Consider the following 23,231-nt stretch of genomic DNA (forward strand, 5'->3'; position numbering starts at 1 on the left):
TGTCTGTAAATGGGTATGATATAAATTTTAATTCTACATACAAGATACATACAAATGCATACAAAAACAACAAATAAGAGTTAAAAAGAATAATAAATAACTATATAAAGTACAGATATACAGGCTATAAGAAAACTTTAGAAAGAAAGAGAAGGTAAATAGAAATGACTCATAATCAGGGGGTCCCTGGTTCAAGCCCAGGTGGGCCCACCCCTTAAAAGAAAGCCACTTACATCTTTTTGTAAGTGGCTTTTGTTTTGTTTCGCAAATGTAATTTGCATGCAACTGTCAATTTAGGACTAATAGATTTATCGTAGAAGAAATAGCATCAAAATTGAATATCTCAGTGAATACGGTCAAAACCCAAAAGTTAAGGGCGAAGGAGATGTTGAGAACCTGCATGGCAGATGACTATTTAGCTTTAAGTTTGCTGATTACATTTTATCTATCTAATTCCTAAAGCGTTTTTAGCAATCACTTTACATGTGAATAAGAAGATTTACCTCTGGCTTTGTCAAGGTCTATACTTACAGAGTACCTTTGATTGGGTAAACTCAAAGTAAAGTCATAGTTAACTCATACTAAACTCATATTAAATTCGATCTTTATTGAGTTTAATATGACTGATATATGTATTAAGTATAGCTTTATGGTATCTTAGTTATTAGCGCGGTGTGTTGATTGTTGTAAGGCGGGTGTGTTGAGGGAAGTTTATCCATAGATCCAGAATTTATTTCTGATCTGCATTTTAGGTGCGCCCCGTTTTGTTATGTTATTGTACAAAAAAAAGCCTCAGCTATTTCTAACTGAGGCTTTTGGGTGGAAGACCGGTTTCGAACCGGCGACCTCTGGAACCACAATCCAGCGCTCTAACCAGCTGAGCTACAACCACCATTTTTGTTTTTGCGATTGCAAAGATAGTATTTGTGTTTTAATATTTGCAAGAACCAACTAAAAAAATCAAAAAAAACTTTTCCTTTGTATCTGTTTATTTATGGTAGATATGAGGTTTTTTGTTGAAAATCAGAAGATAGAAAAAGAAATGAGTTGGGTGCAGGCTCAGCTAAGATTACACATGAATGGTGCTACTACTGAACAAATGGAAAGGAGTGGCATAGATTACAGGATTAATTACGGGGTTGGTATACCACATTTAAAACAATTAGCCAAACGCATACCTGTCAGTTTTGAAGTGGCCGAGCGCATGTGGTTCTCTGAAGTGCGGGAAATGATGTTACTGGCTGCTTTAATTGTCCCGACAGAGAATATGACTCTGGATTTTTGCAGAGATTGGGCGAAGCAAATTAATAACAAAGATTTGGTAGAGCGGACATCCATGTTTTTATGGACGCGAGTTCATAATATTGAGAACATTATTTTAGAATGGTTGGCCGGAGAGAATAAGCATTTGTTAGCTACAGCTTTCTATACGGTGGGGCGCTTATTGCAGACACGAGCCGATGTTAAAAGTATTAATGTGTCTGAATTAGTAAATGCTTTGAGAAGTAGTGAAGACTTATTTATTATGAAGGCGTTATCGTTTGCTTTGCGTATGAAATTACGTCATTGTCCTCAAGAGAAGGAAGAAATAAAAGCGTTTGCTCAATCCTTAAATAGTTCAGGTGAAATGAACAAGCAAATGTTGGCTGAGGAGCTGTTTAATGAGCTTGATTTTATGGCTAATAGTTAGCATTTGGGTTTCGTTTGAAGGGGTGTTATTTGGTGAAAAATCATGTTTTTATTCATGGTATAATATATATATTTGTGAAGTTACGAGTGTTTCGTGTTCTTTAACGTTCTGTTGGAGAGAATAGTAATTTAAATAGAGGTTTTCATGAGTACATTGGAGAAGCATTTTGAGAAGTATAGAAAAAATACCATTGGGTGGGATGCGACCATCCAAACACCGTATGGTGAAAAACCTTTGATTTATGCTGATTGGATTGCCAGTGGTCGATTATACGAACCTATTGAAGAGCTGATGAAGGATAAGATTGGTCCGATGGTGGCCAATACGCATTCCGAGTCGAGTGACACGGGTATGATTATGACCAATATTTATAAGCACTCGCACCAGATTATCAAACGCCATGTTAATGCGGGGATAGATGATTTAATTATCACGGCCGGCTTTGGAATGACCAATGTGATTAATAAACTACAACGTATCTTGGGTATGCGTGTGCCTGAGCAAGCTCAGCGTTTTTGTTCTATTCCGGTTGATCAACGCCCTGTTGTGTTTCTCACGCATCTGGAGCACCACTCTAATCATACCTCATGGTTAGAAACCAATGCCGACGTGGTGGTCATTGAGCCCGATGATCAGTTGTTGGTTAATCCTGATGCTTTGAGGCGGGAAGTAGAAAAATATAAAAACAGAACGCTTAAAATTGGTTCGTTTAGTGCTTGCTCCAATGTTACGGGGGTTCGAACGCCATACCACCAGCTGGCACGTATTATGCACGAAAATGGAGGGTTTTGTTTTGTTGATTTTGCAGCTTCTGCTCCATACGATACAATTAATATGCATCCGGGCGATCCTTTGGAAAGCCTTGATGCCATCTTTTTCTCGCCACACAAATTCTTAGGTGGACCGGGAAGCTCAGGTGTTATGGTGTTTAACCGGGCTTTGTACCACAATTCGTCACCTGATAATTCAGGAGGTGGTACGGTTGACTGGACCAACCGCTGGGGTAAATACCGCTATATTGATGATATTGAAGCACGCGAAGATGGTGGTACACCAGGGTTTTTGCAGTCAATAAAAGCTGCCATGGTGATTAAGCTAAAAGAAGAAATGGGTATAGATAATATCCATGCTCGCGAGAATGAGATTATTGCAAAAATATTCAAAGAATTCCGACAAATACCGGGTATGAATATTTTGGCCGATAATGTAGAGCAGCGACTGGGAGCTATCTCTTTTTATATCGATAATTTGCATTTCAACCTGGCCGTTCGTTTGTTGAATGACCATTATGGTATTCAGGTACGTGGTGGTTGCTCTTGTGCTGGTACCTATGGACATTATTTGTTACACGTAGATTATTACACATCCAATAAGATTACCAGTAAGATTAATAAAGGTGATTTATCCGAAAAACCCGGTTGGATTCGTATGTCTATCCACCCAACTATGACAGGTGAGGAGGTGGACTACTTAATCAAATCGGTAAGAGAAGTGGCCGAAAAATGGCGTGTTATGGAGGGCGACTACAATTATGTACCTGCACACAATGAATATTTTCATAAAGCGGTGCCACATAAAAAGCCTGAAGACTACGACACTTGGTTCTCGTTTTAGAAAGAGGTTTTAAAAAGTATTAGAAGAGCGAATCGTTATGGTTCGCTCTTTTTTGTTTTGTACTAATTACTGTTGACCTTTTTGTTAAAAAGGGTGAACTTTATTTTGACTAAATAATAATCTCGCTTGATAATCTTATTCAGATAACGTTTCTGTTATGGGCTGTATCACAGCTGAAATCAAATAAATGATATGCCTCATCAAAAGAGTGCTTAATTAAATGATATTTTATGTATATTGACAGCTAGTACTTACCAACAGTTATTAAAACTGAGGGTGAACCTTAAACAAACCTAAACAATGAATTTGACAAGAATAATACCTTTATTATTGTTCCTGCTCTTATCAGGGGCTTCGTATGCGCAGTCTGCAGATTTTACCACCGATTTATTAAACAATGAAAGTTGTGGTTCGAAAACAGTCACTTTTTCAATTACTAATCCCGTAAATGGTTCAAGCTATGAGTGGAACTTTGGAAACGGAGAACCGGTAGTTACCGGCACTATTAGTGATACCAACGATGGAACAGCCTCAACTACGTATATTGATGCCGGCATCTACAGTGCACAATTAACCATTAATGGTGATGATTCAAAGGTGGCTGCAATTACCATCCATGCTTTACCAGAGCCTAATTTTGAAGTGATAGATGGAACGGGTTGTTTTGAGCGATCCAAGGATGTTAGCTTTCATTATACTGGTGTTGTGCCCGAGTATGGCGCGAGTATTTCCACCTGGGAATGGAATTTTGGCGATGGTAAAGAAGACGTCACCCTAACAGGTTCCGGAAGCACCACCTATACGTATACCGATTATGGAACCTATAATGTTTTGGTAGATGTAACGGATGATAACGGCTGTACCGCCTCTTATTTTGAGCCAAGTGCAGTGGTTCTGTACTCTACTCCGGAGGCTGATTTTGATATTGACTACGATGCCACCTGTAATTTCCCTTTAGATATAGAACTAACAGATCAATCAACAGATGGACAAAACAGCATTGACCGATATAACTGGTCGATAGATAAACAAGGTGGGAGTAATATTGATATGAGTTCGGAGCAAAGCCCAACTTTCACTATTGCTTCAGGGGGTACCTACGAAATTACACTAACTGTAACTACGGCCCCTGGCGGTTGTTTGGATCAAATGACACAAGTGATTTCGTTTGAGGATAATACGGTTGACTTTCTGCCCAACACACCTCAGGAAGTATGCCAGGGCGAAGAGATAACTTTTACAGATGCTTCTGTAGATGGTAATGGCGGTGAAGTAGTTAGTTATTTATGGGATTTTGGAGATGGTACTACCAGTGATAAGCAAAACCCTAAACACGCTTATAACGATCATAGTGGCAGTCCTTATACCGTTACCTTATTTGTGACTTTTAGTAATGGTTGTCAGTCGAGTAAAGTCATGAGTGATTTTATAACGGTGAATGAAGGTTCGGCACCTGAAATTACTGTTGACATCAATCAAAGCTGTCAGGATTACACAGCCACTTTTACCGCCACAGAAGGGTCTGTGCTTTATGAGTGGGATTTGGATTACGATGGTGAGACGCCCAACTATACGGTTTCAGGTACTGAGAATATTGTTAGTCACACTTATACAGGGGCACGCGACTCCATTGTTGTTTATCTTCAGGCAACAACAGAGGCGGGATGTGTTTTGCATTCTACTTATGAGTACATCGATATTATTTATCCGCATGCCGAGTTTACAGTTTCAACCGGCGTGGAAGGCTGTTTTGCTGCTACAGCTCAGTTTGATGCCAGCGCTTCTTCTAACTATTTGCCCGATGGGTCGAATGACATCATTAATTATAGTTGGGATTTTGAAAACGATGGAGTGATCGATTTTGAATCTACAGAACCGTTAGCCTCGCATGAATACAGTGATGAAGGTCGGTACAGTGTAAAACTTACCATTGAAACAGCAACAGGATGTATCAAAGATACCATTATTTCAGCTGCTGTTCAGCGGGGCTATCCACCAACAGCCTCTTTCACGATTGATCAGAGTGATGTATGTCGCCGTTCGCCTGTGCAATTTGTTAATACATCAATTCCAAGTGAAACAGGCACGGCTCCTATTGATAGCTTAATCTGGGATTTTGGAGATGGTACTGGCTTATCGGGCAACCCGATTCTTAATCCAATGTTAAATAATCCCTCACACGAATATCTGGATGATACAGAAGATACAGGAACACCTTATACGGTAACACTACGTGTATATAGTAATGGGTGCGAATCTAATATTTTTGAGGAACAACTAGAAATTGGTTATCCGGTGGCGCGCTTTGAGTTGCCAGAGGAATCTGATTGTGGTTTGGCTGATGAAGTGACTTTTACTGCCAATGATGCGTCCAACCCGGGGCGCTTGAGTGAAGGTGTTGACGAATATCGCTGGGAGTTTGGTGATGGCAGGTACTATCCCGGTCCTAGTAGTTCAGAATGGGCAACAGGCAGCGATCCAACACGAACACATCGATACCTTGACCTGGGTGTTTTTACAGCAACTTTATATGTGCGTAATAATACAACTGGTTGCATCGATGTGATGTCACAAACATTGCAAGTAGCAAGAGGTAAAGTTGATTTTGAAGCCGATAAGACATTGATTTGTCATAGCGCTCTTGTTGATAGGGTAACATTTACAAACACATCTCTTTCAACAGCACCAGATTTAGTTTACACCTGGGATTTTGGAGAAGGGGCTGAGCCGGCTACTTACGAAGGGCCTAATCCGCCTGCGGTATTGTATTCAACGGTGGGCTTAAAAACTGTTACTCTTTCTATGGATGAAGGTTTTGGCTGTTTTAAGCAGGTTGTCAAAGAAGATTATATTGATGTGCGCGGACCAGTTGCTGATTTTACCTGGTTAACAACCAATGTCAATGATACCATTCAGTGTTTAGAGCCGACACAAACCGTTACTTTTACAAGTACAACTAATTTGCATCCTAACCCCAATGAAAATGTAGGGTTTGAGTGGACCTTTGGTTTTGGAGCAGATCCATTGGAAGCTACACGAACCAGTGAAACGCCCGTTGAGGTTAATTACACAACTGCTGGCGATAAAACGGTGACGTTAAAAGTAACCGATAGTCAGGGGTGTTCCAATACATTGAGCCAGCCTGCACTAATATCAGTACCCAATCCAAAAGCCGACTTTAAGGTGGATGCACAGGAAAATTTCTGTATTGATGAGGGCATCAATTTTACGGATCAATCAAAAGATAATGACCCATTTACCATAGAAGACTGGCAATGGAGTTTTGGAGCCGATGCTACACCTGCCACTTTTAGTGGAGCAAATCCACCGGCTGTGAGCTATTCAACCACGGGAACGAAAACCATTACACTAAGCGTCACCAATAATACAGGTTGTACAAGTGTTCATACTACCGATATTTCCATTTATGAAGCCAATGCCTCGTTTACTGTTCCTTCAGAAGTGGGTTGTGCGCCTGTTGATGTTACTTTTACCGATACCTCGGTTGATGTAGTCGCTTGGTTTTGGGAATTTAATGATGGTTATGGCTCTACTTCTAACCGTCAGGATCCATCGCAGCTTTATTTATATCCCGGTGTGTATGATATTACCTTAACCACTACCAGCAAGGGAGGTTGTAAAGCAACTGTGACACAACCAGCCGCCTTAACCGTTGATGGTTCTTATTATGATGATTTTACAGCTACCACCGAACCTAACCACTGTTTGGATAGTCCGGATGATCCGATTACTACCTTTGTAGTGACAGGGCTGGTAGATACGAAATATCTGCAGCTCGATTTTGGAGATGGAAGTCCTTCCTATAAACATACTTTTGGCGGAGAATCTGAAACAACACATATCATTGAACATCAATATGATTTAGTTGGTTCTTTTCAACCTAAGCTGACCTTAGAAGATCACCGTGGTCCTGAAGCCTGTGGGCCATTCGTGTATATACCGGATATTGAACCAATTGTAATAAGCGACAAGCCGGTGCCGGCTTTTGAAGCTCAATTGGATAATAACATTGGCTGCCAGGATAGAAATATAAATTTTAAGGATAAGACCGAAGAAACAGGTGGTATTATTGATAGTCGCTTCGATATTGTAGGTTGGCTATGGGAGTTTGGCGATGCTGCCAATTCCACATCTACAGCTCAAAATCCATCCTTTACATATAATGCTCCGGGTAGTTATACGGTAACCATGACTGTTACTACCGAGATAGGTTGTCAGGCTTCAGTGAGTCAGGAGATTGTTGTAACTGACCCAATTTCTGATACAACCGAAGGAGGAGTGATAACCACTTGCGATGCTGAACCTCCGTTGCTTGATGCAGCAACCCCTACTGGCGGTTGGGAAACGGAGTATATTTATAAATGGCAGGAAAGTACAGATAAAAGCAGCTGGAGCAATGCGCCAGGTGATTATCAGCAGGAAGATTACCAGGTGGAAGCCAAGGCCAACACCACCCAACAAACTTATTATTACCGCCGCCAGATTCATTCGGGTCATTGTAGTGTGACATCGCCGTTGTTTGAAGTCACTATCGATCCTGTTACTGATGCCGGCACATTAGATGGTAATTATACCGAGTGCTATGCTGATAACAATCGTCAATTAACCTTGAATAACTATATCGGCGATATTATAGAATGGCAATCATCACTAACAACTGATTTTACAACTTACACATCCATTGCTAATACCACAGATGAATACACGCCTGTGAATATAGTTGAAACAACTTATTACCGGGTGTTGGTACAGAGTGGCGTCTGTGATCCGGAATACTCAAATGTAGTTGAGTTGATTATATTGCCTGAGATTACGGGCAATAAGATTGGTGAAGATCAGGCTATTTGTTCAGATGAATTACCGGCCTTGTTAACGGCTTCAGCGCCTGCTGGTGGTGAAGGTAATTTTACTTACCAATGGCAGAGCAGCCTGGATAATACTACATTTAATGATATCAGTGGAGCAACTGATGCTACCTATCAGCCTCCATTGTTGAATCAAACAACGTATTATCGAAGAGCCGTTACCTCTAATAGTAATTGTGAAGTCATCAGCGAAAGCCTGGAGGTGTTTGTGACAAAAGCACCGGATTTAACTTTACCAATTGATGTTGATTATACTTGTGAGGATCAGGATGCACTGATTATCATCAGGGATTCGGAAGTTGAAATGACCTACTATGTGTTGGATGTCGAGAACGGTAATGCAGTTGTGGCAACGGCCAATGGAACCGGTAACGACTTGTCTATTACCATCCCTAACAGCGTGCTGCCTGCCGGTGGCAACGATTTCTTATTTCAGGTGGGGGTTGACAATGCCGGTTTTTGCTACCGCGTATGGCCCGAAACACCTGTCGCCATTCGTATCGATAAAATGCCAGCGACCTCACTGACCGTCACCGACGCAGGTAATGTTTGTTTTGGTACGGACGGGCTGATTACCATTACAGGCAGTGAGTTGGATTATATATATACGATTGTTGATATAAACAGCAATGACGAAGTGGCAAGTGCTGTTGGTACTGGTAGCGATTTGGACATTGTTTGTCCTTCGGCCAATCTGCCTGATGCCGGTTTGTTTGAATACCGGGTTGATGTGCAAAATGGAGCGTGCTCGCACACCATGGATCAGGATGGTTCATTTGAGGTGATAGGCGTACCGGATATCACATTCACCTTGTCCGATCCTAAAATATGTGCCGAAGCTCCGGAGCCTAATACCGTCATTACGTTATCAGGTAGTGAATTAAATGTAAGTTATCAATTACGCTTGGATAGTGATAAAACCATTATTGGTTCACCGGTAGTAGGAACAGGAAGTGCTATTAACTTTACCATTACCACACCAATTACTACAAGAACCTATGATGTACTGGCACAGCCACTTGTGGCCAATGGCGATGGCAATGCGTGTGCACCTGTCGAAATAACAGATCGATCAGTTGTTAGCATTGTGCCTGTTCCAACCACTACTAATCCGGTGAGTGACCCTATTGTTTGTGCCGGTGATGATGCAACTATTGTGGTAAGCAATGCCGAGCTGGATGTCACTTACACACTTCGACAAGGGGGTGTGGATGTGCAAACGGGAACAGGAACAGGTGGTGATTTATCATTTGTTTTGTCACCAACTCCAAACACTAACACTACTTATCAGGTATTTGCCAATACTTCGTTGAATGAAATTTGTGCCGTTGTACAATTAACCGATGAAGCAGTGGTAACCATCATACAGGTACCGGCCACTGATGCTATTGTTAGTGATCCTGATGTTTGTCAGAGTGGAAGTGACTTTACTATAACAATTAACCCAACTGAGATTGGTGTATCTTATGAATTGCGCGAGCAGGGAGGTAGTTATACTGAAACACTCTCAGGTACAGGGGCAGAGCTTAATTTTATTGTGCCTGAACCATCGGCTAATGCCATTTACGAGGTATATGCCACACCTGAATTGTTAAATTCAGAAGGAGTTGCCTGTAATACTGTTAAATTGACCGATGAAGCCATTGTTACTTTTGCACCAGCACCTGATACATCTATTCCGGTGAATGGTGATATTATTTGTGAAGGTAATAGAGGGATTATCTCTATTGATGATTCTGAGCTTAACGTCAACTACCAGTTGAAAGATGATGTGGGTGTCAATATTGGCAGCGCGATTGCCGGTACGGGCGGAACGATTCAATTCCTGCCTCAATTGCCACGTATCACTACCACCTATGAAGTTACCGCGAGCAGCACCATTTTAAACTGTCCTGAGGTATTGGTTGCCAGTCCTATTATACAGGTGATACCTTCACCAAATCTAAATCTTGGTGTTGCAGCAATTCCAACAATTGTTTGTAGTGGTGAGGCTTCAACTATCACTGTTTCAGGAACTGAAAATAATGTGTTGTATCAGTTGCGTATTGACGATGTTTTAACGGGGCAGGAGTTTACCGGCAATGGAGCCGACCAGTCCTTTATCGTTACACCGCTTGACGCAACAACATATAATATTATAGCAACGCCCGTAAATGCGGATGCTTCAGGGACCAATTGTAATGCGAACCAATTAGCAGCTGAAGTAACGGTTGCAGTAGAAGGGCCTATAACCATTACGCAGCAACCACTCGATGCGCATGTGTGTAATACGCAAACGGCCTTCTTTGAAGTAATTGCTAATGCGGGTGCTGGCGGTACATTAACTTACCAGTGGCAAATGAATGGCGTTGATTTAGTGGATGATCCGGGTCTTATTTCCGGGGCAACCAGCGAAACGCTGACATTAATAGATTTAACGGCTTTTGCAGCCGCTAATCCCGCTTTTGGTTATGGAAGAGGAGTCGATGGAGCTGCCTTTACAGTCATCATCTCAACTGGGGAATGTGCCAGTGTGACCTCCGATGCTGCGCATTTGCATAGTTCAACGCCTCCTTCAGGAGATGATTTTGCGATATCAGTCGATAATTTGTGTGCCGGTAACGATGCGGTTGTGAATTATACCAGCATGCTATCTGTGAATACAGATGTTGGTTATACTGATTATAAATTTACCTATAATCTATTTGGCGATAATGCAGCAACCGGATTAACGGCTATTGCCCGCTTAAGTTCGGCAGATGGAACAGGCACCTTTACCATACCGGCAGCTCAGATACCCAATGGTGGTTCGACTGGGATAACCGTTGTGCAGATTGATTATGCTTATGGTAATAACTGTTCAACATCCGGACTGGCAGCCTCAGATGTATTTGATGTAGAGGAAGTGCCAGATGCCAGTGATTTAACAGTATCGGTTGATAATATCTGTGAAGGAAATGATGCTTCTGTGTTGGTGGAAAGCACTACTCTTTCAACCAATATTTATGATGTGACTTATGACTTATCAGGAGCCAATGCCGCCACCGGACTAATTGGAGAATTAGTGTTTGAGAGTCAGCAAGGAACGATTGAGATACCTGCCGGTAATTTAACAACAGTTGGAGTGACATCTGTTAACGTCACTTCCATTGAACGTGTGGATGGTGAAATGTGCGGAACAGTGATTGAGAAGCCTGCTGTTGACTTTACTGTGGAACCAGCGCCTGAAGTAACAGGGTTATCAGCCACAATCGATAATATTTGTGAAGGTCATTCTGCAGTGGTTGTCCTCACAAGTAATATGGATGACGGTGACTATGAAGTGGTATATAACCTGACCGGAGTCAATAATTCGAATGTAAATGTTGCTGCTTTATCTATTACAAGTGGTGATGGCTCGGGCCAATTTGAGATTCCGGCAGACCATTTGGTAGCTGTTGGCATGGAGAATCTGGAGATAACAGGGCTTGCAAGTGCAATTGGTCAGTTGTGCAGCCAAGCAGGACTTTCGGTTGAAGCATCGTTTGAAATTGAGCCGGTGCCAGTTGTTGGTGAGCTTAAGGTGTTTGTTGAAGATGAGTGTGAAACAAATGATGTAGTGGTTTACCTGACAAGTAATCTGCCAGATGGTGATTATCGTTTCTATTATCAGGTTAATGGATCTAATAATATCTATGACCAGGTGCAGGAGATTAGTTTCACAACAGGTGACGGTAATGCCCTGTTTACGATTCCGGCCAGTGTGTTGGTCAATCCGGGTATGAATACCATTACTATGCTGCGGGTTGAGGATATAAATTCATCCCAAAACTGTACGGCAATATCATTAGCCCAAACCAGCTTCTACATTGAGGCTTTACCGTTAACCAATGGTATGGCAATAGAAGCATCCAACACCTGTGTGGGGCAATCCTCAACGGTGACTATCACTAGTAATTTATTACCGGGTGTTTATCAAATCAAATATGATTTTAGCGGAGCTCGTAGTTTACGAGATCTGGCTTCATTAGTGCGGATAGACGAAGAAGGACAAGGTAGTTTTAATATTCCGGGTTATGATTTAAATGTGGCAGGCAACTATTCGGTCATTATATCTGAAGTGAAATCCACCACTGAATTGGCTTGTGGTGTTTCTGGCTTGACGATTACCGATGATTTTGAAGTGGAAGGTTTACCTAATATTACTGATTTTACCGTTGAAGTTGACAATGCCTGTTTATATGATCAGGCCGATGTCAATATTTCCAGTTCCTTAATAGATGGTGAGTATGAATTGACCTACGAGCTGTTGGGTAGTAATATGAAGCTGCCCGAAACAGAAATTGTGACAGTTACAGGTGGTGCAGCGAACTTTGTATTAGATGCTGCTGATTTGGGTAATGTGGGTGCTATTGTTGTTCATATCTTCTCCATTCGCTCATTAAATGGTGAGATGTGTGAGGTATCTGAGGATGTTTCCCTGAAAGGAGAGTTTGAAGTGACTCCACTTCCTGTGGTTGATGGCTTAAATATTTTTGCCAGCAATGCATGCGAAGGAAACGATATACTGGTTGAGGTAGTAAGTAACCTGCTGGATGATAGTTATGAGTTGCAATACCAGATAACAGGTAAGAACAATGTAGCAACGCAAATAATTACTGTTAATGTTAATTCAGGAGATGGTAATTTCAGCTTCCTAATACCGGGTTCTTTAGTGCCAAATGTGGGAAGTAGTACCCTATGGCTGACGAATGTCAAATACCTGTCGGGACAACAATGTGAAATAGCTGCTGTAGCCAAAGACAATTTTACCATTTCACGCCTGCCCAATATTACCAACCTGCAAATTTTACCTGCCAATATTTGTCAGGGGCAGGATCAGGTGGTTTCTGTAACATCAAATATTTTAAATGGTTTATATACCATCGTAATGGATATAACAGGTGCGAACCCTATTGCTCATTACGAGACAGAATTATTGTTGTCCAATGGCGATGGCTCAGGTACTTTTGTTATTCCATCGAGCCTGTTACCTAATTTTGGTAGTCATAACATTAGCGTGTTAGAGGTAATTGATGCTATTGGTGCTCAATGTGGTTCGCCGGTTATTGATGTTGAATCTGACTTTGAGATAGAACCAATACCGATTGTGGATGAGTTGCGTATTAATGTGGCGAGCACCTGTAGTGGTCGGGATGCAACCGTTGAAATTCAGAGTCAATTAAAAGACGGTAATTATTTATTTACTTATACTCTGGAAGGTGCTAATGTAACAGATGAGCCTGTTGTTGAGTTGGTTCTGGTTGGTTCCAGAGATGGAAGTGCTTCGTTTACTATTTCAAGTGATTTACTGCCTAATCCAGGTAGTACAGATATTGTACTTCATAATGTTTCTTATAAAACTGGAATAGGCTGTGGTGTGCCATTGAATATTCGGGATGATTTTAATATTGTCGAAGTCGAAGGCAGTGTAACCGGTACGTTTGAAGTTGCTAATATTTGTAAAGGAGAAGATGCTCTTGCTGAGTTAACTGCAACACTTCCGAATAGTGAATTGGTGTTCTATTATAATTTGAGTGGAGCAAATAATGCAAACGATCTTACAGCAAATGGTACAGTAGTAAATGGTATAGCAAGTTTCACTATTCCGGCTAGCCAGTTGGTTAACGGTGGCGAACAGGAAATAACAGTGACTGATATTACTATTATCCACGATGCAGGCACCTGTAACACATCTGGGTTGAATATAATGCGTGTATTCGACATTGAAGGTCCACTTGAAATCATTGAACAACCTGAACCTAACAATTTATGTTCGGGCGAGTCGGCTAGCTTTACATCCTTGGCAGACAACCTGGGAGCAGGTATAGTTGAGTTCCAGTGGATGGTATCTGAAGATAACGGAGCCTCTTACAATCCATTGAGCGATCAGGGTGTTTATTCGGGTAGTAATACCGAAACTCTGACTATCAACGATAATACCTTGTATGATGGTAACTTGTATAAGTTGCTGGCCTTTACCAGCGAGTGTGCTGCCATTGAAAGTGATACCGTTAGGTTGATAGTTTTGGAAGGTTCAATCTGCGGTGAAGGCTTGGAAAATCTGCCGGATGCCTTTACACCAAATGGTGATGGGGTCAACGATTTCTGGTACATCGAAGGTGCTGAAAACTATCCGAATAACAAGGTGCAGGTATTTAATCGATGGGGTGGGAAAATATACGAATCCCGTGGATATAATAATGCCGATATTCGATTTGATGGCAAAGGCAATCAGAGTTCATCGAAAGAAGTGGCCGATGGTACCTACTTCTACATCATTAATCTGGGTGATGGTACCGACATCCTTAAAGGTTATCTGGTTATTAATCGCTAATTATTAAGAGGAAATGAAGAAGATTATCAACATACAATTCATCTTACTGGGAATGATACTATTGTTTTGTGGTGCTGGTAAAGCCCAGCAGCAAGCAATGTTTACCCAATACATGTTTAACACCTTGGCCATCAACCCGGCCTATGCCGGTACGCATGAGACATTGAGTGCAACAGCACATTTTCGTTCGCAATGGGCCGGATTTGATGGTGCACCCAAGACACAATCGTTTAGTGCACATGGGCCATTGCGCAAAGATAATGTAGCATTAGGATTAATGATTTTGCACGATAAAGTGGGAGTAACTTCGGTGACCACTTTCTCTCCATCATATGCCTACCGCATCCACCATGGGAGTAAAGGCATCTTATCATTGGGTTTGCAGGCTAACCTGACCAATGCCCGTTCAAAGTTTAGTGAGTTAAGCCCCACTGAAGGTAATGACGTCGCCCTGAATCAGGATGTGAATAAATGGTATCCGAATTTTGGAGTTGGAGCCTATTGGTATACCCAGAAGTACTATGCCGGTATTTCCATGCCAATGATTTTAAAGAATGACTTTAGCACGGATGCTGATATTGATGGTGATGACGCTGGTGCTGGTGAAATGCGTCCTTATTTTGCCCTCACAGGTGGTTATTTGTTCGAGATAAGCGACAACTTTGTGTTGAAGCCGAGTATGATGATGCGCACCAATTATGGAGCACCCATGACAGTAGATTTAAATGCGAATGCTTATTTTATTGAAGCCTTGGGCATAGGTGTTTCCTACCGTTGGAAAGAAAGTGTTGCAGCAATAGCTGAAATATTTCTGACTGAAGACATCCGGATTGGCTACTCCTATGACATCATTCTGAATGATATCAACGAGGCGGCAACCGGCAGTCATGAAATCATGATTAACTATAAGTTCCCATTCTCCAAAAAACGTATTGTTACACCTAGATATTTCTAGTGAATATGAAACACACATTATATATATTGCTAATTCTGTGGCTTCTGCCTTCCTTACTATTGGGGCAGGAAAATGTTAAGCCAAATAAATACAATGCTAATTTTGAACTAGGTGAGCAGTATTACAAACGTTATGCCTACCGTATTGCTATTAAGCACTTCAAAAATGCCTATGAAGAAGACACTATCTCCAGTGCTATTAAGTTAAGATTGGCACAGTGCTATTATAAGATGCGCGATTTGAAAGATGCCGAATATTGGGCTAAGAAGTTAGTAAGTGGAGGGTATGTACTAAATAGTAATCAGATGTATTTCTTTGTGGAGATTCTGGCTTCTAATCAGCAATATGATGAAGCGAGTTATTGGTTTTCTCAGTATTTGAATGAGAGTGTGATGAATAATAGTCGCATTTCACGAATGAAACAGTTTATGAGTGCGCCAGATTTTACCAAGGAAGGGGCTAATTATCAGGTTAACCGGGCGGCTTTCAATTCAGGATATCGTGATTTTTCACCAACCTATTATCAGAATGGAGTGGTATTTGTTTCTTCGCGGGTTAATGGTCCCAATATTAAACGGTGGTTTAAGAGTGATGAGATCAATTATTTAAACCTCTATTATTCGGAGCCAATAGATAGTGTTACTTATACCAAACCAGAGAAATTTAACGGTCTTAAAACACGATATCATGAAGGGCCATTAGCATTTTATGACAATGATACAAAAGTAATATTCACCAGAAGCAATATTCAAGAAAGGAGTCTGTTGGGTAAAAAAGCTGGTCAGAGTGCTGAGGGGACAACCGTTTTGAAATTATTTATGGCAGATATTGTCAATGGTGATATTGTCAATGAACGGGAGTTCCCGTATAACAGTGATGAGTTCTCAACCGGGCACCCAACGGTTTCTGAAGATGGTAAAACACTTGTTTTTGTAGCCAATCGACCCGACGGTTATGGTGGGTCAGATCTTTATTTGTCTCATCGGGTTGCTGACTCTTGGACACCGCCGGTCAATTTGGGACCGGAAATCAATACCTCAGAACAGGAATTATTTCCTTATTTAAATGATAACATTCTTTATTTTGCTTCTGATGGTCGGCCAGGCATTGGAGGCTTAGACGTGTACCACACCACATTAATAAAAGATAAACCTACTGAAATAACTAGCTTTACTTACCCTATTAACTCACCGGCCGATGATTTTGGCTTTGCTACGCAAGGCGATCAACGGGGCTACATTTCCTCAAATAGAGAAGATCCTTTAAACGATGATATTTATATATGGGTCGATGTAAAGCCCGAACCTGAATTCTGTGCAGAAGTGTCGGTCTATGATTCAAAAACAAATATAACGCTTCCAGAGCCAGATGTTGAGATGATTGATACAATATCTGGGGATTATCTGGTGGCCATAGAAATTATGAACGACAGCGTATTTAAATATGTAATCGAACCTGATCGAACCTATAAAGCGATTGTAAGTCATAGTGGTTATTTTACTTCAAATGCACATTTTTCAACAGAAGGCTTAGAAAAAGCATGTGTTAACTGGCGGATCCCGATTCAAAAAATTGAGAAAGGAACATCGGTTGAGTTGGAGGAGATTTATTACGACTTTGATAAGGCGTCCTTACGCGATACCTCATTGGTGCAGCTTAATTATATTATTAAATGGCTGGAGGATAATCCATCTATCAATATTGAAGTAAGTGCGCATACCGATAACCGGGGGCGTGCAGCTTACAATATGCGCTTATCTGAGCGAAGAGCTCAATCTGTAGTGGATTACTTTGTGGAATCAGGTATTGATTCAACTCGCCTGGTTGCTAAAGGATATGGCGAAACAAAACCCATTGTGCCTTGTCCAAATCCCGCCGATTGTTCGGAGGAAGAGCATCAACGTAATCGACGAACGGAATTAAAGGTGATTGGAGAAGATTGACCCCGAGCCTGCTAAAATTGTTTCTGCAACGGAGCCAGCGGACGTGGTGCCAATACTTAATCGGGAGGTAGAAGAAAGAACTTCTGTTGGCAGGAGTTAACAGGACGAAGGGTATGAAATTGCGATTGCAACCTGATGTGTTAGGAAAATTCATTAAATCGTATAATTTTGTGGTGAGTCGTAAGGCTCACCATTTTATTAATCACCGATTGAATGAGAATACTTGAAGTTACAGATAAGCCAAGCGAGAGACTGTTTTTAGATGTGGTTGATACCATCTACAAAGATGACGATGCTTATGTGCGTCCATTGGATGGGATGATCGATGAAGTGTTTGATAGCTCTCAAAACAGTTACTGGGGACATGGAAAAGCTATTCGTTTTATTTTGCTTGATAACAACGAACAAGTCATAGGACGTGTTGCTGCCTTCATTAACTATAAAAAAGCCGAAGGATTTGAGCAGCCAACCGGAGGTATGGGTTTCTTTGAATGTATCAATGACCAGGAGGCTGCTTTTAAACTGTTTGACACGGCACAGGAATGGTTAAAAGAAAATAAGATGGAGGCCATGGATGGTCCCATTAATTTTGGTGAGAACGATAATTTCTGGGGGTGCCTGGTGGAAGGATTTTCACAGCCGGGTTTTGGTATGCAATACAACCCACCCTACTATAAGAACTTTTTTGAAGCCTACGGTTTCTCCACCTATTTTGAGCAAGTCACCAATCACCTGGATTTGACGGTGCCATTCCCTGAACGCTTCTGGAAGATTGCCGGTTGGGTGGTTAAAAAAGAAGGGTTTTCGTTTAAGCACTTTAAGATTAAAGAAGCCGATCGCTTTATTGATGATTTCGAAACCGTTTATAACGATGCCTGGCGTTTTCACGAAAATTTCACGCCAATAGATAAAAAGGTGTTGAAGGCCACCATGATGAAAGCCAAACCTTTTATGATGGAAGACTTAATTTGGTATGCTTATCATGAGGGTAAACCCATTGGTTTTATTGTGTTATTCCCTGATGTGAATCAGATTTTAAAATATTTTAATGGTAAAATGAATCTTTGGAATAAGCTCCGTTTTCTATATATGAAACGGAATAAATACATGACGCGGGCGCGTGTCGTTATTTTAGGCGTAGTACCAAAGTTTCAACGTTCAGGCATTGAGTCGGGCCTATTCTGGCATTTAAAAGGAGCGGTTGATAAAAATCCACACCTCAAAGAGTTGGAGCTGTCGTGGGTGGGAGATTTCAATCCAAAAATGCGTGTTTTGCAAGAGTCAATGGGTGCTACTTTTGGAAAAAAGCACATAACATATCGCTATCTTTTTAATAACAAAAAAAAGGCTCAAGTGCGTGCCACAGCAATACCTGTAGACACAAAGTATAATGCGCAAAGTGAAAAAGAATGATAAATTTCAGAGATTAAATACATTAAAAGCTTTGCAGGTTAAAATTTATAATTTACCTTTGCAGCCCGATACGAACTAGAAAATTAAAGAATAAAATTATATAGCAATGAAACAGGGCATTCATCCAGACAATTACAGATTGGTAGCTTTTACCGACATGTCAAATGGGGATACGTTCATCACTCGTTCTACTGTTAACACTAAAGATACTGTTGAAATCGACGGAGTTGAATATCCTCAGGTTAAATTAGAAATTTCAAGTACTTCTCACCCATTTTATACAGGTAAGATGAAACTTGTTGATACTGCAGGACGTGTAGATAAGTTCATGAGCAGATACCAAAAGCATTTCGATAAGCGTAAATAATTAACGCTTGGAGACAAAAATATAAAGCTTCGGAATTTCCGAAGCTTTTTTTTTACAATAATCGTAAATTGCTTTCTTGAATATTCGTAATTGTGCATAAGTATGATGATAAAGCATTTTGCAAACGCAAAACTTAACACAGAGACGCAGAGTTTTCTAATATGACTCAAAAATAACTCTGCGCCTTTGCGCCTCGGTGCTTATCTTTTATGCTTATTATTGAATAAAATCGCATCCAATGAATTTAATACTCTTTGATAATCAATATCGTGAAGGTATGCTGCCTTTGTGTTTCACGCGACCTCAGGCTGCTATTCGCATTGGTATTTTAAGTATAAAAGAAAAGTGGGAACACTGGCTCAATGGAATTGGTAGTTACCTAACATCAGGAAAGCTGGCCAATAAGTTTGAGCTTATCCTGGCTGAAGACAACCTGTATATATCGGCATCGACTCTACCGAACCAGAAATTGGTGGAGGCTGTTAAAAAGCTGGATGTTGGTCAGGCATTGTTTCAAAAAGGAGAGTTAATAGCCGCGCGTGGTGGTGCCGATTTAAAAGAGGTTATTACCTCAGGTGATTATGCACCAATTGCTGTTGTTGAATATGAAGGTGATTTTACGTTGATTGATAAAATCTATAAGCTCATTCCGCATAACCAGGATGAGATTAAGCAAGATTTTAAGTTAATTACTAAAGGCAGGCAATCGCAGCCTATTGATGAAACGGTGACGGTTGTGGGGGCTCATAAAAATCCACAAATCACCGAACAGATATTTATCGAAGAAGGTGCAGAAGTGGAGTATTGCTATCTGAATCCACAAGATGGGCCAATTTATATTGGTAAAAATGCCAAAATACTGGAAGGGGCCATGATGCGTGGTCCGATTGCCGTTTGTGAGTCATCGCAGATTAGCATGGGTGCTAAAATATTGCCAGGAGCTACTATTGGCCCTTGGTCAAAAGTTGGAGGAGAGGTAAGTAATACAGTCATAACCGGGTATTCCAATAAAGTGCACGATGGCTACTTAGGTGATTCGGTATTGGGTGAATGGTGTAACCTCGGAGCTGATACCAACACATCAAATTTGAAGAATGACTTTGCCATGGTGAAGTTGTGGGATTACTCAACGGAGCGTTTTGGAAAAACAGGACTTCAGTTTTGTGGCTTGGTAATGGGTGATTATTCGCGCTGCGCCATTAACACATCTTTTAACTCAGGAACGGTTGTCGGGGTTGGAAGCAATATCTTCGGCAGTGGATTTCCACGTAACTTTGTGCCGTCATTTGTAATTGGAGGGCCTCAGGGTTATAAGGTTAATCAACTGAAAGCCGTTGAAAAAACAGGACGAATGGCCATGGCACGACGTCATGTTGAATTAAAAGAAGAAGACGTGCAGGTGTTGGAAGAAGTCTTTAATTTTACTCAAAAATACCGAGCGTCGTTGCGCTAACTTTTTGGCACGCCAATTGACTATAAGGGAAGCGGTAAGTTTCGTATTGAATTGCCGACATTTTGTCATTTAATGACAGTGATATAGAGAATTAAGATATGGATAATAATAAATTTGGTTTAGATAAAGTGTTGATGTCTGATGTTTTTGAATCTGATGCTGAGTTTATTCCGATTGTAACGGATGAAGATGAACAAAATGTCAGTGCTTTTGAAGTGCCTGACATCTTGCCAATTTTACCACTACGAAATACGGTCTTATTTCCGGGAGTAATCATTCCTATTTCTATTGGGCGTGAGAAATCTTTGAAATTAATACGTGAAATACAAAAATCGAAAGGTGTTTTTGGAGCCATTGCCCAAAAAGATGTGAAGGTTGATAATCCTGAGCGAGAAGATTTATTTGAGATAGGAACGGTTGCTAAGGTTATCAAAGTGTTGGAAATGCCTGATAACTCTACTTCGGTTATTATTCAGGGTAAAAAGCGCTTTCAGCTTGAAGAAATGGTTACTGATGAGCCCTACCACATGGCTAAGGTGAAAGGTCTTGAGGACGAGAAGGACGAAAAGCAACGCAATGAATTTGAGGCGGTTGTTAGTTCTATCAAAGATTTATCACTTCGTGTGATTAAGGCTAATTCTAATGTGCCACCCGAAGCATCGTTTGCTGTTAAGAATATTGAAAATGATGGTTTCCTGATTAATTTCGTTTGCTCTAATTCAGAAATTAGTGTGGATGAAAAACAGGAATTATTAGATAAGAATAGCCTGTTTGACAGGGGAATGTTATTGCTTGAGCATTTGGCACGTGAGGTGCAGATGCAAGAGTTGAAGAGCGACATCCAGAGCAAAGTAAAGCTGGATATTGATCAGCAGCAGCGCGAATACATGTTGCAGCAGCAAATCAAAACCATCCAGGATGAATTAGGCTCAAGTCCTATCGAGCAGGAAATAATAGACCTGAAAGAAAAGGCTAAAAAGAAAAAGTGGAGCAAAGAGGTAAAGGATTTATTCAAGAAAGAGTTGGATAAATTGCAGCGCCTGAACCCTGCCGCCGGCGAGTACTCTGTGCAGCACAATTATTTGCAGACACTAATTGATTTACCATGGAACGAATACACCAAGGATAACTACGATTTAAATCGTGCTGAGCGTATTTTAGACCGTGACCATTACGGTTTAGATAAAGTGAAAGAGCGCATACTTGAGCACTTGGCCGTTTTAAAGTTAAAGGGTGAGTTAAAATCGCCAATCGTTTGTTTATATGGCCCTCCGGGAGTTGGTAAAACATCATTGGGTAAATCCATTGCCGAGTCGTTGGGGCGTAAGTATGTTCGTATGTCTTTAGGGGGTGTGCACGATGAGGCAGAGATTCGTGGTCACCGAAAAACATATATTGGCGCTATGCCTGGTCGTATTATCCAAAGTATTAAAAAGGCAGGTGCAGCTAACCCGGTTTTTATCCTGGATGAGATTGATAAAGTTAATTCAAGTGCACATGGCGATCCTTCAGCAGCGTTGTTAGAGGTGTTAGATCCTGAGCAGAATGAGCATTTCCACGATAACTTCCTGGAAGTCGATTTCGACCTGTCGAAAACCATGTTTGTGGCTACAGCCAACACATTAGGAAGCATTTCACAGCCATTGCTTGACCGTATGGAGTTAATCAATGTAAGTGGTTATATCCTTGAAGAGAAAACAGAGATTGCTAAGCGCCATTTGTTACCAAAACAGATGGAGAATCATGGTATTCCGAAAGGCACCATCTCTGTCAGCAAAAAGGTGTTGTCATATATCGTTGAGTCGTATACACGTGAATCAGGTGTTCGGGAGCTGGATAAAGTGTTGGCTAAGTTGTTTCGTAAGATTGCCTTAAAGATTGCCAAGGATGAGGAGTTGAAGAAGACATTAGCGGTTAAAGATGTAGCTGAATATCTGGGAATAGCTCGCTTCTCAAAAGACAAATGGCAGGATAACTCTACGGCTGGTGTTGTTACCGGCTTGGCCTGGACGGCAGTAGGAGGTGAGATTCTGTTTGTGGAGACCAGCTTGAGTAAAGGAAAAGGAAAATTAACCTTAACTGGTAACTTAGGCGATGTGATGAAGGAGTCAGCTTTATTAGCGCTTGAGTACCTGCGTGCCAATGCTGATAAGCTGGGCATTAAAACCGAGGCCTTTGACGAATGGAATGTACACGTTCATGTACCTGAAGGAGCTATTCCAAAAGATGGTCCATCGGCTGGAGTAACCATGGTCACATCTTTGGCATCAGCGTTTACACAACGTAAAGTGCGCGCTCGTCTAGCTATGACTGGTGAAATTACTTTACGCGGAAAGGTGTTGCCGGTAGGAGGTATTAAAGAGAAAATTTTAGCGGCTAAACGGGCCGGTATTACTGATATTATTCTTTCGCAGGAAAACGAGAAAGATATTCATGAAATCAACAATATCTATTTGGAAGGATTGGAGTTTCACTTTGTTAAAGAAGTGTCAGATGTATTAAAGCTGGCGTTGCTGGATGAGAAAGTGAAGAATCCGTTAGAGATTTCTTAAAACGAAATAGACGATAAAAAAAGG

At 41.1% G+C, this 23,231-nt stretch carries 10 protein-coding genes and 1 tRNA gene; 10 read left to right on the forward strand and 1 reads right to left on the reverse strand.

The annotated features are described in order from the left end of the window. Positions 1-322 precede the first annotated feature (322 nt). A complete protein-coding gene (locus tag J1N10_RS21285; RefSeq protein ID WP_410053434.1) occupies positions 323-460 on the forward strand; it encodes a hypothetical protein in 138 nt (45 codons plus the stop codon). Between the two features lie 357 nt (positions 461-817). On the opposite strand, the gene J1N10_RS04600 is transcribed toward J1N10_RS21285, so the two are convergent. Further along, a tRNA-His gene (locus J1N10_RS04600) sits at positions 818-893 on the reverse strand. Between the two features lie 110 nt (positions 894-1,003). Here J1N10_RS04600 and J1N10_RS04605 point away from each other — a divergent pair. The 9 genes from J1N10_RS04605 (at position 1,004) to lon (ending at position 23,207) form a co-directional block, all read left to right on the forward strand. Then, positions 1,004-1,690, forward strand: a complete 687-nt coding sequence (locus J1N10_RS04605) for a DNA alkylation repair protein (RefSeq protein WP_262325500.1) — start codon at positions 1,004-1,006, stop codon at positions 1,688-1,690. 144 nt (positions 1,691-1,834) lie between these two features. Further along, positions 1,835-3,304, forward strand: coding sequence for an aminotransferase class V-fold PLP-dependent enzyme (locus tag J1N10_RS04610; RefSeq protein WP_262325501.1), 1,470 nt, complete (start codon positions 1,835-1,837; stop codon positions 3,302-3,304). A 300-nt stretch (positions 3,305-3,604) separates the two neighbouring features. Further along, a complete protein-coding gene (locus J1N10_RS04615) occupies positions 3,605-14,524 on the forward strand; it encodes a PKD domain-containing protein (protein WP_262325502.1) in 10,920 nt (3,639 codons plus the stop codon). A gap of 13 nt (positions 14,525-14,537) precedes the next feature. Continuing rightward, positions 14,538-15,479 (forward strand): PorP/SprF family type IX secretion system membrane protein, encoded by a 942-nt coding sequence (locus J1N10_RS04620; protein WP_262325503.1) that lies wholly within the window; start codon positions 14,538-14,540, stop codon positions 15,477-15,479. Between the two features lie 5 nt (positions 15,480-15,484). Beyond that, positions 15,485-17,422, forward strand: a complete 1,938-nt coding sequence (locus tag J1N10_RS04625; protein ID WP_262325504.1) for an OmpA family protein — start codon at positions 15,485-15,487, stop codon at positions 17,420-17,422. A gap of 213 nt (positions 17,423-17,635) precedes the next feature. After that, entirely contained in the window at positions 17,636-18,835 is a 1,200-nt protein-coding gene (locus J1N10_RS04630; RefSeq protein ID WP_262325505.1) for a GNAT family N-acetyltransferase, read from the forward strand. Positions 18,836-18,941: 106 nt separating this feature from the next. Continuing rightward, on the forward strand, positions 18,942-19,202 hold the full coding sequence (locus J1N10_RS04635; protein WP_200464468.1) for a type B 50S ribosomal protein L31: 261 nt from the start codon (positions 18,942-18,944) through the stop codon (positions 19,200-19,202). 238 nt (positions 19,203-19,440) lie between these two features. Further along, positions 19,441-20,655 (forward strand): putative sugar nucleotidyl transferase, encoded by a 1,215-nt coding sequence (locus J1N10_RS04640; RefSeq protein ID WP_262325506.1) that lies wholly within the window; start codon positions 19,441-19,443, stop codon positions 20,653-20,655. Between the two features lie 98 nt (positions 20,656-20,753). After that, positions 20,754-23,207, forward strand: coding sequence for an endopeptidase La (lon, locus tag J1N10_RS04645; protein WP_262325507.1), 2,454 nt, complete (start codon positions 20,754-20,756; stop codon positions 23,205-23,207). Positions 23,208-23,231: the final 24 nt, after the last annotated feature.

Origin of the sequence: Carboxylicivirga litoralis, assembly GCF_025499605.1 — a bacterium.
Taxonomy (GTDB): domain Bacteria; phylum Bacteroidota; class Bacteroidia; order Bacteroidales; family Marinilabiliaceae; genus Carboxylicivirga; species Carboxylicivirga litoralis.

Coding starts and splice junctions, on each gene's coding strand:
- J1N10_RS04640 (WP_262325506.1), top strand. CDS start 19,441: ATGAATTTAATACTCTTTGATAATCAATATCGTGAAGGTATGCTGCCT.
- J1N10_RS04615 (WP_262325502.1), top strand. CDS start 3,605: ATGAATTTGACAAGAATAATACCTTTATTATTGTTCCTGCTCTTATCA.
- J1N10_RS04610 (WP_262325501.1), top strand. CDS start 1,835: ATGAGTACATTGGAGAAGCATTTTGAGAAGTATAGAAAAAATACCATT.
- J1N10_RS04630 (WP_262325505.1), top strand. CDS start 17,636: ATGAGAATACTTGAAGTTACAGATAAGCCAAGCGAGAGACTGTTTTTA.
- J1N10_RS04620 (WP_262325503.1), top strand. CDS start 14,538: ATGAAGAAGATTATCAACATACAATTCATCTTACTGGGAATGATACTA.
- lon (WP_262325507.1), top strand. CDS start 20,754: ATGGATAATAATAAATTTGGTTTAGATAAAGTGTTGATGTCTGATGTT.
- J1N10_RS04625 (WP_262325504.1), top strand. CDS start 15,485: ATGAAACACACATTATATATATTGCTAATTCTGTGGCTTCTGCCTTCC.
- J1N10_RS04635 (WP_200464468.1), top strand. CDS start 18,942: ATGAAACAGGGCATTCATCCAGACAATTACAGATTGGTAGCTTTTACC.
- J1N10_RS04605 (WP_262325500.1), top strand. CDS start 1,004: ATGAGGTTTTTTGTTGAAAATCAGAAGATAGAAAAAGAAATGAGTTGG.